The 15,514-nt window shown below is 33.6% G+C and carries 16 protein-coding genes; 11 read left to right on the forward strand and 5 right to left on the reverse strand.

Annotation, left to right across the window (positions count from 1 at the left end):
- Window positions 1–22: 22 nt before the first annotated feature.
- The 11 genes from hemE (at window position 23) to ACYU7A_RS04275 (ending at window position 9,910) form a co-directional block, all read left to right on the forward strand.
- Entirely contained in the window at window positions 23–1,048 is a 1,026-nt protein-coding gene (gene hemE / locus ACYU7A_RS04225; protein WP_460574328.1) for a uroporphyrinogen decarboxylase, read from the forward strand.
- Entirely contained in the window at window positions 1,048–1,578 is a 531-nt protein-coding gene (locus tag ACYU7A_RS04230; RefSeq protein WP_460574330.1) for a GNAT family N-acetyltransferase, read from the forward strand. The genes hemE and ACYU7A_RS04230 overlap by 1 nt, the downstream gene beginning before the upstream one ends.
- On the forward strand, window positions 1,568–2,470 hold the full coding sequence (gene hemF, locus ACYU7A_RS04235; protein ID WP_460574332.1) for an oxygen-dependent coproporphyrinogen oxidase: 903 nt from the start codon (window positions 1,568–1,570) through the stop codon (window positions 2,468–2,470). The genes ACYU7A_RS04230 and hemF overlap by 11 nt, the downstream gene beginning before the upstream one ends.
- Before the next feature lie 44 nt (window positions 2,471–2,514).
- A complete protein-coding gene (gene hemB / locus ACYU7A_RS04240) occupies window positions 2,515–3,510 on the forward strand; it encodes a porphobilinogen synthase (RefSeq protein WP_460574334.1) in 996 nt (331 codons plus the stop codon).
- Window positions 3,511–3,693: 183 nt separating this feature from the next.
- Window positions 3,694–4,119: a c-type cytochrome gene (locus ACYU7A_RS04245; protein WP_460574336.1), complete on the forward strand. Its 426-nt coding sequence runs from the start codon at window positions 3,694–3,696 to the stop codon at window positions 4,117–4,119.
- A gap of 87 nt (window positions 4,120–4,206) precedes the next feature.
- Entirely contained in the window at window positions 4,207–4,680 is a 474-nt protein-coding gene (locus ACYU7A_RS04250; RefSeq protein WP_460574338.1) for a methylated-DNA--[protein]-cysteine S-methyltransferase, read from the forward strand.
- Between the two features lie 123 nt (window positions 4,681–4,803).
- Window positions 4,804–5,517 (forward strand): 3'-5' exonuclease, encoded by a 714-nt coding sequence (locus ACYU7A_RS04255; RefSeq protein ID WP_460574340.1) that lies wholly within the window; start codon window positions 4,804–4,806, stop codon window positions 5,515–5,517.
- A gap of 162 nt (window positions 5,518–5,679) precedes the next feature.
- Window positions 5,680–7,119 carry a nucleoside recognition domain-containing protein gene (locus tag ACYU7A_RS04260; protein ID WP_460574342.1) on the forward strand — a complete coding sequence of 480 codons (1,440 nt, stop codon included), beginning with the start codon at window positions 5,680–5,682 and terminating at the stop codon, window positions 7,117–7,119.
- 48 nt (window positions 7,120–7,167) lie between these two features.
- On the forward strand, window positions 7,168–7,722 hold the full coding sequence (locus tag ACYU7A_RS04265) for a transposase (RefSeq protein ID WP_460574344.1): 555 nt from the start codon (window positions 7,168–7,170) through the stop codon (window positions 7,720–7,722).
- 120 nt (window positions 7,723–7,842) lie between these two features.
- Entirely contained in the window at window positions 7,843–9,444 is a 1,602-nt protein-coding gene (locus tag ACYU7A_RS04270; RefSeq protein WP_460574346.1) for a fumarate hydratase, read from the forward strand.
- Window positions 9,445–9,514: 70 nt separating this feature from the next.
- The gene (locus ACYU7A_RS04275; RefSeq protein ID WP_460574348.1) at window positions 9,515–9,910 is read left to right on the forward strand and encodes a hypothetical protein; all 396 of its coding nucleotides are present in this window, start codon (window positions 9,515–9,517) and stop codon (window positions 9,908–9,910) included.
- A 77-nt stretch (window positions 9,911–9,987) separates the two neighbouring features.
- On the opposite strand, the gene ACYU7A_RS04280 is transcribed toward ACYU7A_RS04275, so the two are convergent.
- Genes ACYU7A_RS04280 through ACYU7A_RS04300 form a run of 5 tightly spaced genes read right to left on the reverse strand, consistent with a single transcriptional unit; the run spans window position 9,988 to window position 15,474 of the window.
- Entirely contained in the window at window positions 9,988–10,647 is a 660-nt protein-coding gene (locus ACYU7A_RS04280; protein ID WP_460574350.1) for a CoA transferase subunit B, read from the reverse strand.
- Between the two features lie 2 nt (window positions 10,648–10,649).
- Window positions 10,650–11,351, reverse strand: coding sequence for a CoA transferase subunit A (locus ACYU7A_RS04285; RefSeq protein ID WP_345093230.1), 702 nt, complete (start codon window positions 11,349–11,351; stop codon window positions 10,650–10,652).
- 31 nt (window positions 11,352–11,382) lie between these two features.
- Window positions 11,383–13,701, reverse strand: a complete 2,319-nt coding sequence (locus tag ACYU7A_RS04290; RefSeq protein WP_460574353.1) for a penicillin-binding protein 1A — start codon at window positions 13,699–13,701, stop codon at window positions 11,383–11,385.
- Window positions 13,702–13,706: 5 nt separating this feature from the next.
- Window positions 13,707–14,192 carry a gliding motility lipoprotein GldH gene (locus ACYU7A_RS04295; RefSeq protein ID WP_396145341.1) on the reverse strand — a complete coding sequence of 162 codons (486 nt, stop codon included), beginning with the start codon at window positions 14,190–14,192 and terminating at the stop codon, window positions 13,707–13,709.
- Window positions 14,176–15,474, reverse strand: a complete 1,299-nt coding sequence (locus ACYU7A_RS04300) for a PSP1 domain-containing protein (RefSeq protein WP_460574356.1) — start codon at window positions 15,472–15,474, stop codon at window positions 14,176–14,178. Before ACYU7A_RS04300 ends, ACYU7A_RS04295 begins: the two co-directional genes overlap by 17 nt.
- Window positions 15,475–15,514: the final 40 nt, after the last annotated feature.

The raw sequence follows: 15,514 nt of genomic DNA on the forward strand, positions 1-15,514 counted from the left end.
TTAAACTTTAAACTTTTAAACAATGTTAAAAAACGACCTATTTTTAAGAGCATTAAATAACGAAACCGTAGAACGTCCACCAGTTTGGATGATGCGTCAAGCAGGAAGATATTTACCAGAATTCAGAGCATTACGTGACAAATACGATTTTTTCACACGTTGCGAAACTCCAGAATTAGCAGCAGAAATTACAGTTCAACCAATTAGAATTGTAAAACCAGATGCAGCGATTTTATTTTCTGATATTTTGGTAGTACCAAGAGCGATGGGAATTCACGTTGAATTGAAAGACAATTTGGGACCAATTATTCCAAATCCAATTCGCACAATGGAGCAAGTAAATCAAGTGATTGTTCCAGATGTGAATGAAACTTTAGGTTACGTTTTTGATGCAATCAAATTGACCAAAGAAATGTTGAACGATGAGGTTCCGCTTATTGGTTTTGCAGGTTCGCCTTGGACCATTTTTTGCTATTGCGTAGAAGGAAAAGGTTCTAAAAGTTTTGATACGGCGAAAGGATTTTGTTTTTCGAACCCAGTTGCGGCTCATACATTATTGCAAAAAATCACCGACACAACGATTTTATATTTAAAAGAAAAAGTAAAATCAGGAGTAAACGCAGTTCAAATTTTCGATTCTTGGGGCGGAATGTTATCGCCAGTAGATTATCAAGAATTCTCTTGGAAATACATCAACCAAATCGTGGAAGCTTTGGCAGAAGACACTAAAGTTATTGTTTTCGGAAAAGGTTGTTGGTTTGCATTGAACGATATGGCGAAAAGTAAAGCATCAGCACTTGGTGTAGATTGGACTTGTTCGGCAAGAAACGCTCGTTATTTAACAGGCGGAAAAATCACATTACAAGGAAATTTCGATCCATCAAGATTGTTATCACCAATTCCAACTATCAAGAAAATGGTTCACGAAATGATAGACGAATTCGGAAAAGACAATTACATTGTAAATCTTGGTCACGGAATTTTACCAAATATTCCAGTAGATCATGCAAAAGCTTTTATTGAAGCGGTTAAGGAGTATAATAAGTAATGACATCACAAAAGTTCACAATTAATCCTCTAAATTCAACAGATGCCAATCAGTTGCATAAGTTTATTAGTGATAATAGTGAACATTTAAAATATTATTTCCCAAAAACACTTTCAGATAATGAAACATTTGAGAAATCAATAGAATACATTACAGTAAAAAATAAAGAAATAGCAGAAAGGACTAATTTTACATATGTTATTAGAAATAATGATATTCAAATAGTTGGTTTAATCATAATCAAGAAAATAGATTGGGATAAAAAACAAGGTGAATTTGCATATTGCATCGGTTCACAATTTGAAGGAAAAGGTATTACTTCGTTTGCAGTAGCAGAAATGACTAAATTTGCTTTTGAAGAATTGCGATTGAAAACACTTCAAATTATTGCACACAAATCCAATTTAGGGAGTGTAAAAGTAGCAGTTAATAACGGTTTTGTTTGGCAAAAAACTTTACTAAACGAGTTTACTCCAACTAATGAAACACCATTAGATATGGAATTATATGAATTATACAATGAAAAATAAATTCCTAACATACATCCAAAACCTACAAAACCAAATCACTTCCAAATTGGAAGAAGTAGATGGTGTTGCCAAATTCCGTGAAGACATTTGGGAACGTCCAGAAGGCGGTGGTGGAAGAACACGAGTTATAGAAAACGGACAAGTTTTTGAAAAAGGTGGCGTAAACATTTCGGCAGTTCACGGAAAATTACCAGAAGCGATGCAAAAAATGTTTAACGTTGGTGAAGCCGATTTCTTTGCCTGCGGATTGAGCTTAGTAATTCATCCAAAAAGCCCGATGGTTCCAACGGTTCATGCCAATTGGCGCTATTTTGAAATGTATGATGATAACGGAAATGTAATCAATAGTTGGTTTGGTGGCGGACAAGATTTAACACCTTATTATTTATTTGAAGAAGATGCCATTCATTTTCATCAAACTTGCAAAACAGCTTGCGATAAACACAATCCAGAGTTTTATGCAAAATATAAAAAACAATGCGATGCTTATTTTTGGAATGCGCACAGAAACGAAGCTCGAGGATTAGGTGGATTGTTCTTCGATTATTGCAAAGAAACAGAAACCATGAAAATGGAAGATTGGTACAATTTCGTAACCGAAGTCGGAAACAGTTTCCTTCAAGCCTACGTTCCAATTGTAGAAAAAAGAAAAGAGTTACCTTATACTGAAGCGCAACGAACTTGGCAAGAAATCCGACGTGGTCGTTATGTAGAATTCAATTTAGTTCACGACAAAGGCACACTTTTCGGACTAAAAACCAACGGAAGAATTGAAAGTATTTTAATGAGTTTACCACCAAATGTACAATGGGTTTACGACCATCATCCAGAAGTTGGCAGCGAAGAAGAAAAATTAATTAAAGTATTAGAATCACCAATTGATTGGATTTAGATTATAAAAATATCTAATATCTAATATCTAAAATCTAAAATAATATGTTTCCATTACAAAGAGGACGTCGTTTAAGAGTAAACGAATCCATAAGAAGTTTAGTTCGCGAAACAACATTAAGTCCAAGTGATTTCATGTTCCCAATGTTTATTGCAGAAGGCGAAAATTATAAAGTTGAAATTCCATCAATGCCCGGAATTTTTCGTCGTTCAATAGATTTAACAGTCGAAGAAGTAAAAGAACTTTTTGCTTTAGGAATTCGTGCCGTAAACATTTACGTAAAAGTTGATGAATCTCTAAAAGACAACACCGGAAAAGAAGCTTGGAACTCAAACGGATTGATGCAAAGAGCTATCAAAGCAATAAAATCGGCTTGTCCAGAAATGATTGTTATGCCCGATGTTGCTCTCGATCCTTACTCAATTTACGGTCACGACGGAATTATCGAAAACGGTGATATTGCCAACGATGCAACCAACGATGCCTTAGTAAAAATGGCCGTTTCTCACGCACAAGCTGGAGCCGATTTCGTAGCACCAAGTGATATGATGGACGGACGAGTTTTGCGTTTACGCCAAGGATTAGACGCTGCAGGTTTCCATAATGTGGGAATTATGAGTTATTCAGCAAAATACGCTTCAGCATTTTATGGGCCTTTTCGTGATGCTTTAGACAGCGCGCCAAAAGAAGCCGATGTCGAAGTACCAAAAGACAAAAAAACCTACCAAATGGATTACGCCAACCGCATCGAAGCCATAAAAGAGGCACTTATGGATGTTGAAGAAGGCGCCGATATGGTTATGGTAAAACCAGGAATTGCTTATTTGGATATCGTTCGCGAAGTTAAAAATGCGGTGAATGTTCCGGTAACTGTTTTTCATGTTTCAGGCGAATATGCAATGATTAAAGCCGCTTCCGAAAGAGGTTGGCTCGATCACGACAAAATCATGATGGAACAATTAATGTGCATCAAACGTGCAGGAGCAAGTTTAATTTCAACTTATTTTGCTAAAGAAGCTGCGATTATTTTGAATAAATAGGAGCGAATGGCTCGGGATTTATCAGCAAACCTTATTCCTGCTGCCTTTCCTTCTCGTCCCAAAAGACGAGATTCCCTTGCATCAGGGCTAAATAGCATTTGTATTGAATTTTTATTCTCTGATAAAAATCATATTTAACTTAAACAATCAGATGTACCTTTGATTATATTAAATAAAAGGAAAATGAAAACAATTTTAAAATCACTAACTTTAGCAATAGCACTAATTTTGATAAGTTGTGGTGGAGACAAAAAAACAGATAAATTTGGCAACCCAATTTCAGAAGAAAAAGAAAATGTAGAAGCAACCAAACCTGAAGTGTCAGCATTTCCATTAGCCGAAAAAGGAAAAGAAATCTTTGAAGGAAAAGGAACTTGTGCAACTTGCCATAAACTCGATATTAAATTAGTTGGACCAAGCATAATCGATATTGCAGAAATCTACAAAGAGAAAAATGCAAACATGGTCACATTTCTAAAAGGCGAAGGTGAACCAATCGTTGACCCAACACAATTTGAAGTGATGAAAGCCAATTTTGCTTTAACAAAAACGTTTTCCGACGAAGAATTACAATCTTTAGAACAATACATTTACAGTCAAGTAAAATAAAATTTCATGTTTAATTTGAAATCACAAAGTGAGGAGTTTTTACTTTTTGCTTTGTGATTTTTTTTATATTTAGACTTTCTAAAGAGAATGTCAAAAACTGCTTTCATAAATTCACCACTCGGAATCACCAAAATTGTTGGCGATGAAAACGGAGTTTCTATAATTTCCGTTTTAGCCGAAGGTGAACTTTCCACAAAAATTCCTAACGAACTCCAAGAAGCAGTGTCACAACTTCAAGAATATTTTGAAGGAAAACGTAAAGATTTTGATTTCAAATTAAATCCAAAAGGAACCGATTTCCAAAAAAAAGTATGGCAAGAGTTACTCAATATTCCTTTCGGAAAAACAATGTCCTACATGGATTTATCCAAAAAACTCGGTGATGTAAAAGCTATTCGAGCAGTAGCATCAGCTAATGGTAAAAACCCACTTTGGATTGTAGTTCCATGCCACAGAGTTATTGGAACAGATGGTTCATTAACAGGTTACGCTGGAGGTTTATGGCGCAAAAAATGGCTTCTTGAACACGAAACACCAAGCCATCAACAAAGTTTGTTTTAACTTATTCAAGGAGTTTTTTTTATTTTAATTTGGAAATTTAAAGTCATTTTAATTATATTCGCAACCTAATTACGTGTTAATCAGGGTAATTTAATAAATATAAACGCCATATAAATTCTTATTATGATTGAAAAAATCCGCTTAGACAACATTTTGTTTCTTGACATAGAAACGGTTCCATTAGAAGAAAATTTCAACTCGCTTGACGATGAAATGAAACAACTTTGGGAACAAAAAACTCAATACCAACGCAAAGACGAATTCACAGCCGAAGAATTTTATGACAGAGCAGGAATTTGGGCCGAATTCGGAAAAATAGTCTGTATTTCTGTTGGTTATTTTACAACCAAAGGTGACATTCGAAACTTTAGAGTAACCTCTTTTTTTGGAGAAGAAAAGAAAATTTTATTAGACTTCAATAATCTACTAAATAATCATTTCGATGGTTCTCAAAATATTCTTTGTGGGCACAATGCCAAAGAATTTGATTTTCCATTTATCGCACGTCGAATGATTATCAACAATGTTTCCATTCCAAACAAACTTAATCTATTTGGGAAAAAGCCTTGGGAAATCCAGCATTTAGATACCTTAGAGTTATGGAAATTTGGTGATTATAAGCATTTTACTTCTTTAAAATTACTAACCAAAATCCTCGGAATTCCTTCACCAAAAGGAGACATCGACGGAAGCCAAGTAGGTAATGTTTTTTATGTAGAAAAAGACATAGATAGAATTGTGACTTATTGCGAAAAAGATGTGATTGCTGTGGCACAAGTTTTCCTTCGTTTCAGAAAAGAAGATTTATTGGTAGAAGACGAGATACACCACGTATAGATAAATAAGCCACAGATTCACTGATTTTAAAATTGAAATTTTATTGATTTTATTAAAATTGGATTAAAATTTTAGTGTATAATTTATATTCCTACTATCAAATTAATCTTTGAATCTGTGGCATATTTTTATAAATAGTTATATTTACAAAAACAAAAAACCATGGTATTAAGTAGATTTTGGCTCGTTATCTTTATTTCATCAATTATCTTTGTGATTTTTAGCTTATTCTCTGGAAGTAACTACACTATTGATTTCGTTTTAAACGGAAAAAAAGACGATCCAATTTTAGTTTCTGAAAAATATCTTCAAGATTTACCTGCTTTTATAAAAGACAGTATCGAAAAGGCTCCAGATAAAACGATGGTCATAAATCGTGATACTTTGAATATTGATTCTACATATGTTTTTTCTAATAAAGTTGTAAAAATTTATAGTGGAAAGCAAAAATCAGATGGATTATTGCCAACCTGCAAAAGCACTTTGCTTGATTTGATTTTACCACTTATGGCTTATTTAGCATTTTTCTGTGGACTGATGGAACTTTTGATTATCTCTGGCGCATCACAAAAATTGGCGAAAATATTAAGTCCAGTTTTTGTAAAAGTATTTCCAAGTATTCCAAAAAATCATCCTTCAATTTCTTATATGACGCTAAATTTTGCTGCAAATTTCTTAGGATTAGATTCAGCAGCAACACCATTTGGATTAAAAGCCATGGAAAGTTTACAAGAAATAAATCCAGAAAAGGATAAAGCTAGTGATGCACAAATCATGTTCATGTGCTTACATGCTTCTGGACTTACATTAATTGCAACTTCAATTATTGGATATCGCGCTGCAGCTGGCGCTGCAAATCCTGCTGATGTGATGTTACCTTGTATAATTACCTCTTTTATTGGAACAATTGCAGCGTTTTTAATTGTAGGAATAAAGCAAAAAATCAACTTCAAAAGTGCGTCTTTGGTTGCAGGATTAATGGGAATGATAGGTGCAATTATTGGTTTGTTGATGTATGTAAATCATTTGGATTTAATAGGTAAAAATTATTTTACTTCTAATCTTTCCGCTTTGATTTTGGTAGTAATTATTGTTTTCACATTGATATTATCATTCGTAAAAGAAAAGAAATTTACAGAAGCAAACACCACCGTTTATGAAGCATTTGTGGTTGGAGCAAATAATGGCGTTAAAACTGGAGTCACTATTTTTCCTTATGTTTTAGGAATGTTAGTTGCTATTTCGTTGTTCAGAAATAGTGGTTTATTTGAAATTATCAGCAATTGGATAGCTTTTATTTTTTCTAATTTGGGTGTGGCAAAAGAAATTACGGATGCTTTACCTGTTGCATTGCTTCGTCCTTTTAGCTCTGCTGGCTCACGAGGTTTTTTGATTGATTCTATGAATACATTTGGTGCCGATTCAATGACAGGAAGATTGAGTAGTATTTTTCAATGTAGTGCCGAAAGTACGTTCTATGTTATTGCAGTTTATTTCGGTTCGGTTAATATAAAAAACACTCGATATGCTCTAGGAACAATGCTTTTAGTAGATGTAATTTGTGTGATTACTGCAATTTTTGTGGCTAGTTGGTTTTTTTAGTGTTTTCCTGCAAGGTTTCCAAAACCTTGTAGGTATAAATGAAAGTCTATGAAATTAGAAGTTTTAGAAAGAGACCATTTCTACCACATTTATAATAGAGGAATAAATAGTGAAAATATTTTTTTATCCGATGATAATAAATCCTATTTTCTAAAATTACTTTCAAAACATTTAAACGGTAAAATAGAAGTTTTTGCTTATTGTTTAATGGATAATCATTTCCATTTTCTTATCAAATTAGTTGATGATGAAAAGGCAGTAACTCAAGCATTTTCAATTTTTTTTAATTCTTATGCAAAGGCTTTTAATAAACAAAACAATAGAACAGGGAGTTTATTCGAAAAACATTTTAAAAGGATAAAAATTCAAGATGAAAATTATTTAAGAAACATAATTCAATATATCCATCTCAATCCTAAACATCACTTAAATATAGATTACAAAACTTATAAGTTTTCTTCATTTCAATCAATTATTTCCACTAATCAAACAAAGTTAGCTAGAACTGAAGTTTTGAGTTACTTTGATAACGTTGACAATTTCATCTTTTGTCATAATTTTAAAAATGATTTTTTAACTGAAAGATTTACTTTCGAACAATAAATCTTATAAGGTCTTTTTAGCCTCATAGGTATAAATGTTTAAAATTACAATAAACAAACCTACAAGGTTTTGGAAACCTTGCAGGTTATCCGTAACTTTACATTTCAAAAATATTTCACAATGGACTTTATATATCAAGATCCGTATCCGATATTAAAAGACGATACGCAATACAAAAAACTTACTTCAGATTACGTAAAAGTAGAGCAATTTGGCGACAGAGAAATTCTTACCGTTGACCCGAAAGCATTAGAATTAATGGCGCAAGAAGCTATGAATGATGTTTCATTTATGTTGCGAACAGCGCATTTGCAAAAGCTAAACAACATATTAAATGATCCAGAAGCGACTGATAATGATAGATTCGTCGCTTATAATTTATTGCAAAATGCATCTGTAGCCGTTGAAGGTCAACTACCATCTTGCCAAGACACTGGAACAGCAATTGTCATGGCAAAAAAAGGTGAAAATGTTTACACTGGAGTTGATGATGCCGAATGGTTATCAAAAGGAATTTTCAACACTTTTCAAAATAAGAATCTTCGTTACTCACAAATTGTTCCGATTTCGATGTTTGAAGAGAAAAATTCAGGTTCGAATTTGCCAGCACAAATTGATATTTATGCTAAAAAAGGAGCTTCGTATGAGTTTTTATTTTTAACAAAAGGTGGTGGTTCTGCGAATAAAACATTCTTATATCAAAAAACAAAATCTCTGTTGAACGAAAAATCAATGGAAGAGTTTGTTCGTGAAAAAATTAAAGATTTAGGAACTTCTGCTTGTCCGCCTTACCATTTGGCTTTAGTAATTGGAGGAACTTCTGCTGAGGCAAATTTAGCAGCAGTTAAAAAAGCATCTGCAGGATATTTTGATAATCTTCCAACTACTGGAAACATGGCTGGTCAAGCTTTTCGTGATTTAGAATGGGAACAGAAAGTATTACAATATTGTCAAGAAAGTGCTATTGGAGCACAATTTGGAGGAAAATATTTTGCTCATGATGTTCGTGTAATTCGTTTGCCACGTCATGCTGCTTCTTGTCCGGTTGGATTAGGAGTTTCATGTTCTGCTGATAGAAATATCAAAGGAAAAATCACAAAAGATGGAGTTTTCTTAGAACAATTAGAGGTAAATCCACAGCAATTTTTACCAGCAGTTCCACCACATTTAGAAGCTGCAGTTGAGGTTGATTTGAATCGTCCGATGGCAGAAATTTTAGCAGAATTATCTAAATATCCAATTAAAACTCGTTTGAAATTAAACGGAACTTTAATTGTTGCCAGAGATATTGCGCATGCCAAAATCAAAGAATTTTTGGATGCAGGAAAACCAATGCCAGAATATTTCAAAAACCATCCTGTATATTATGCCGGTCCAGCAAAAACACCAGACGGAATGCCATCAGGAAGTTTCGGACCAACAACTGCAGGACGAATGGATGTTTATGTAGAAGAATTCCAAAAAGCTGGCGGAAGTATGATAATGCTTGCCAAAGGAAATCGTACCAAAGAAGTTATGGAAGCTTGTAAAACTTATGGAGGATTCTATTTAGGATCAATTGGTGGACCAGCAGCGATTTTAGCTCAAGATAATATCCTAAAAGTTGAGGTTGTAGACTTCGAAGAACTCGGAATGGAAGCCGTAAGAAAAATTACAGTTAAAGATTTCCCAGCTTTTATTATTACTGATGATAAAGGAAACGATTTCTTTGCTAACTTATAAAAATAATTAGCCACAGATTCACAGATTACTATAATTAATCTGTGAATCTGTGGCTATTAAAATCAATCAAATGCCTTTTAAAGAATCATTTTCGGAATTTTATACCAAAGTTAAATCGAGTTTAGAAGATGGAACTTTTGCCAAATTAACTTTAGCAAAAACCATCGGAAATGCAGAATTGATGAATATTTATGTGCGTCCGATAATGGATGAAGATGTTTTGAAATTGGAGTTAAAATTCAAGTTTCAGCAGGAAGAACTATTTGAAATTCATACGATAGAAAATGCTTTTCCAAGATTATTAGAATTTATTAATAATCCTTTCTTAAGTGCAATTTTGTTCACTACAGAATTTGATGTGACTTACAAATTGAATAAAAAACGAGCTGTGAGTGTTGTAGAACAATTTCCAACCTTTGGGAATGCCAACGAAGTTTTATTAGAGTATTTGGAAAGTAGAAAATAAGCATTATTAGAATAAAAAGAAAACCACAAAACTCAATCGAATTTTGTGGTTTTTTTATTTAAAAGTTGATGTTTTTATTAATCAATCATCATTTCAGGAATATCGCCATCAATGATTAATTCTGCTTCTGTTGATGCAATAATATGTTCAACAGAAACTCCTGGTGCGCGTTCTAATAATTTAAATCCATTTGGTGTGATTTCTAAAACGGCTAATTCAGTAACTACTTTTTTAACACAGCCAACACCAGTTAAAGGCAAAGTACATTTTTTAAGAATTTTACTTTCGCCAGCTTTATTGACATGTATCATAGCTACAATAATATTATCGGCAGAGGCGACTAAATCCATAGCGCCACCCATTCCTTTTACCATTTTTCCTGGGATTTTCCAGTTGGCAATATCGCCATTTTCTGAAACTTCCATTGCGCCAAGAATGGTTAAATCTACATGTTGACCACGAATCATTCCGAAGCTGAAAGCCGAATCGAAGAAACTTGCTCCTGGTAATGTTGTGATGGTTTGTTTTCCTGCGTTGATTAAATCGGCATCTTCTTCACCTTCAAATGGAAATGGTCCCATTCCTAGAACGCCATTTTCACTTTGAAATTCTACAGAAATATCGGTGCGAACATAATTGGCAACCAAAGTCGGAATACCAATTCCTAAGTTTACATAATAGCCATCTTTTACTTCTTTAGCTATTCTTTTTGCTATATCGTTTTTATCTAATGCCATGATTATGCTCTTTTACGAGTGGTACGTTGCTCAATTCTTTTTTCAAATTTTTCGCCTTGGAAGATTCTTTGAATTAATATTCCTGGAATGTGAATTTCATTAGGATTTAAGCTTCCTGCTGGAAGAAGTTCTTCAACTTCTGCAATAGTTATTTTTCCAGCGCCACACATTGATGGATTGAAATTTCTAGCAGTTCCTTTGAAAATTAGGTTTCCTGCTTCGTCGCCTTTCCATGCTTTTACAATAGAAAAATCGGCTTTAAAAGCGTGTTCCATTACATGCATTTTTCCGTTAAATTCACGAACTTCTTTTCCAATAGCAACTTCGGTTCCATAACCTGCAGGAGTAAAGAATGCAGGTATTCCTGCCTGTGCTGCACGACAACGTTCCGCAAGAGTTCCTTGAGGAATTAATTCAACTTCTAACTCACCTGAAAGCATTTGACGTTCAAACTCGGCATTTTCACCAACGTAAGACGAAATCATTTTTTTGATTTGCTTTTGTTGTAATAATAATCCCAAACCAAAATCGTCAACACCAGCATTATTGGAAATACAAGTTAGGTTTTTTGTTCCTTTTTTAACCAACTCTGCAATGGAGTTTTCAGGAATTCCACATAGTCCAAAACCGCCTAACATAATAGTCATATTATCTTCAATGCCTTGAAGTGCGTCTTGAACTGAATTTACTTTTTTATTAATCATAATTTTAACTATGAATTTTATTTTCTAAATTTTAAAGACCAAATTCGTCAGTGTTTTGTTCTTCTGTATCTGTTGAATCTGTTGCTACAGAAGGCTTTGGAGCTGTCCAACAATCTACTTTTATAGCAAAATTATCTGGTCGCTCAAATTCATCTGTCGATATTTGGAGGTCTTTATCTTCATAACATTTTTCCATAAAATATCCCCAAACAGGCAAAGCTGCTGTAGCTCCTTGACCATAAGTGATGCTTTTGAAACGAGCCGAACGATCTTCACAACCAACCCAAACACCAGTTACTAAGTTTGGAACCATTCCAATAAACCAACCATCAGATTGGTTTTGTGTAGTTCCAGTTTTTCCTGCAATAGGATTTTTAAACATATATGGATATCCAGTCCAACGATTATCACCACTTCCGCCACCTTCAGTTCTAAGTCTTTCACCAGAGCCACCTTCAGTAACACCTTCAAGAAGTTTAATTACCGCAAAAGCAACATCTTTATTTAAAACATCATGAGATTCTGGAACTGGTTCGTAAATGATAGCTCCATTTTTATCTTCAATTCTTGATATAAATTGTGGTTTTATATAAACACCTTGATTTGCGAATGTACTATAAGCAGCAACCATATCTTGAACCGTAATATCTACTGCTCCAAGTGCAATAGCTGGTTGCACAGGAATTTCTGTTGTAACACCAAGTTTTTTGGTTAATTCTACAACAGCTTCTGGTCCGGTTTTATCAATTAATTTAGCCGAAATAGTGTTGATAGAATTTGCCAATGCTTTCTTCAAAGTAACCATTCCTCGGTATTTTTGATCAGAATTTCTTGGTTCCCAATCTTCGGTTACATGGTGGCGTCCTTTTCTTATCATAAAAGGTCCATCAATTATAGTATCGCAAGGAGACATTCCTAGTTGCTCAATAGCCGTAGCATAAACAAAAGGTTTAAATGTTGAACCTACTTGACGCGCACCTTGACCAACGTGATCGTATTGGAAATATTTATAATTTATTCCTCCAACCCATGCTTTCACTTGACCTGTTTGAGGTTCCATAGACATTAATCCAGCTTGCAAGAAGTGTTTGTAATATCTAATAGAATCCAGTGGAGTCATAATAGTATCTCTTTCACCTTTCCAGGTAAATACAGTCATTTTGGTTTTTTTACTGAATGAGGCAATGATTTCTTCATCTGTTTTTTCATCAGCTTTTAAAATTCTCCATCTTTCAGAGTTTTTCATTGCTTGTTTGATGATTTTATCTGTTTCAGCATCAGTAATATTTATAAAAGGAGCATTTTTATTTCCTTTCTGTTGCGTCCAAAATTCTTCTTGAAGGTTTTTCATGTGAGCCAAAACAGCTTCTTCTGCATGTTCTTGAATCTTTGAATCAATAGTAGTGTAAATCTTCAATCCATCACCATAGATATCGTATTCTTCTCCGTCTGGTTTCTTATTTTCTTTAACCCAATTCTTCATGTAATCACGAAGATATTCTCTAAAATATGTTGCTGTTCCGTCCAGATGACTTTCAGGATGAAAATTTAATTTTATTGGTTTTTTCTCTAAAATTTTCTTTGCAGATTCTTCTAAATGTTTATTTCGAACCAATTGACCAAGCACAATATTTCTTCTTTTAAGAGCTCTTTCTGGAAAACGATTTGGGTTGAATCTTGATGGATTTGTTAACATTCCAACCAATAAAGCACTTTCTTCGACAGTTAAATCACGTGGTTCTTTACTAAAATATACTTTAGATGCTGAGCGAATTCCAACAGCCCCATTAACAAAATCAACTTGATTTAAGTATAAAGCAATAATTTCTTGTTTGGTATATTGTCTTTCTAAGCGAATTGCAATAATCCATTCTTTAGCTTTTTGTACCATTCTAAAAGGAAGAAATTTAGATCCTTCTCCATGGAATAAATTTTTTGCTAATTGTTGAGTGATGGTACTCGCACCTCCATCTTTTCCTAGTTTTAGAGCGGCACCAAAAGTCCTTCTTGCATCAATTCCAGAGTGTTCATAGAATCGTTCGTCTTCAGTGGAAACTAGTGCATCTACTAGTGATTTTGGTAAATCCTTGTACTTGATAGCAGTTCTATTTTCGTTATAAAATTTACCTAAAGTAACTCCGTCAGAAGAAATGATTTCGGTAGCTAAATTAGAATCTGGATTTTCTAAATCTTCAAAAGAAGGCATCTTTCCAAAAAGACCCCATGAAGCAAATAGAAAGAAAAGAAAAAGTCCGCCAAGAGTGTAAAAAAATAATTTCCAAAACTTTTTTGAATAATATTTTATGTCTTTTACTTGACCTTTATTTTGAGTATTAGTTTTTTGTGCCATAATTTCTAGTCTAAAGATTCTACTCTAAAACCTATTTCAGTAATTCCTTTTAAGTTTTCAACTCCGGCTACTTTTCCAGTTTGCCTTACCGCTTGCTTGATGTGAACTTTATATTCTCCTTTTAACTTGAATTCTTCTTTGTCTTTATAAAAAAGTTTACTCTCTTTTACATCAGAAAACCCTTCTCCCATAAGTGTTCCATCCGGATTCGCCATCTGATATTCTAATGTATCAACCAATGTTTTCTTATTAGGCTGTTCTAATGCGACAATTAAAAACAAATTATTGAACGGATAATCATTATTATCTCTAACATTTACAAACAAGTTGTATTTTTTTGAACTATCAAATTGAGGTAACTTAAATGTCACAACGCTGTCTTTATGCCAAGAATTTCCAACTGATTTATACTCGTCGAAAACACGTTTTTTATCGCACGAAATAACTAAAAGCGCTACTAAAATAAACAGTATGCTATTTTTTATCTTCATTCTTTTTAATGATTATAGGTCTTTTATTTTGAGGTTTTTGATTTCCTTCGTCATTTCTTTTTCGCTCGTTTGGATTTTGACCTTGATTTGGTTTTGAATTAGGGTTTGAAGCAGTTTTTTCTCCTTGATTTGTGTTTGGATTTTGAGCTTTATTTTTATTTCTGTTTTTATTTTTATTCTTGCTCTTTTTTGGTTGGTCAAATCGAGTTAAACTTTCTTGCCCCATTGCATTATTGAAGTTAGCTTCTTGTTCAACAACAATTTCAATTGCAAAATCTTCTAATGAAGAAACACGTTTTTTCTCTTTATTTTGAGCTACTATTTCTTTAATCTGATCTATTTTTAAAACATGCCAATTAGCAAAATTATCAGTGTAAGCAAACCACATCAATCCTTTAAAAATATCCTGTTTTTGGCAAATTGCATCACCTTTTTCAGTGTATAATTTGGTTTCAAAATCTGGAAAATCTTTTAATGCGTCAAGATAAGTATCCAATTCATAATTCAAACAACATTTTAATTTACCACATTGTCCTGCTAATTTTTGAGGATTTAATGATAATTGTTGGTAGCGAGCTGCCGACGTATTTACACTTCTAAAATCGGTTAACCAAGTAGAACAACACAACTCTCTTCCACAAGAACCAATTCCACCAAGACGCGATGCTTCTTGACGAAAACCAACTTGTTTCATTTCAATACGCGTTTTGAATACTTGTGCAAACTCCTTAATCAACTGACGAAAATCTACTCGATCATTTGCCGTGTAATAGAAAATAGCTTTTGAACCATCACCTTGAAATTCGATATCAGAAATCTTCATTTCAAGTTTTAAAGCAATAGCAATTTCTCTTGCCTTCACTTTCATAGGTTCTTCTTTATCACGAGCTTCACTCCAAATATCAATATCTTTTTGAGAAGCTTTTCTGTATACTTTAGTGATGTCAGCACTTTTATGGTCAACACCTTTCTTCTTCATTTGTACTTTTACCAATTCGCCAGTAAGAGTAACAATTCCAATATCATGACCTGGCGAAGCTTCAGTTGCAACGATATCGCCGATACTTAAGGTAAGTTTTTCAGTATTTCTATAAAATTCTTTACGTCCATTTTTAAAGCGTACTTCAACACAATCAAATGGAGCTTCTCCTGTTGGCAAATTCATATTTCCCAACCAATCAAAAACGGTCAATTTATTGCAGCTATCGGTGCCGCAAGTCCCATTATTTTTACAACCCTTAGGCGCACCGCCATCAGAAGTTGAACAACTTGTACATGCCATAATTATATATGTAGTATTGCTAGAAAGCAATTTAAGTTCA

The organism is Flavobacterium koreense (genome assembly GCF_054776075.1).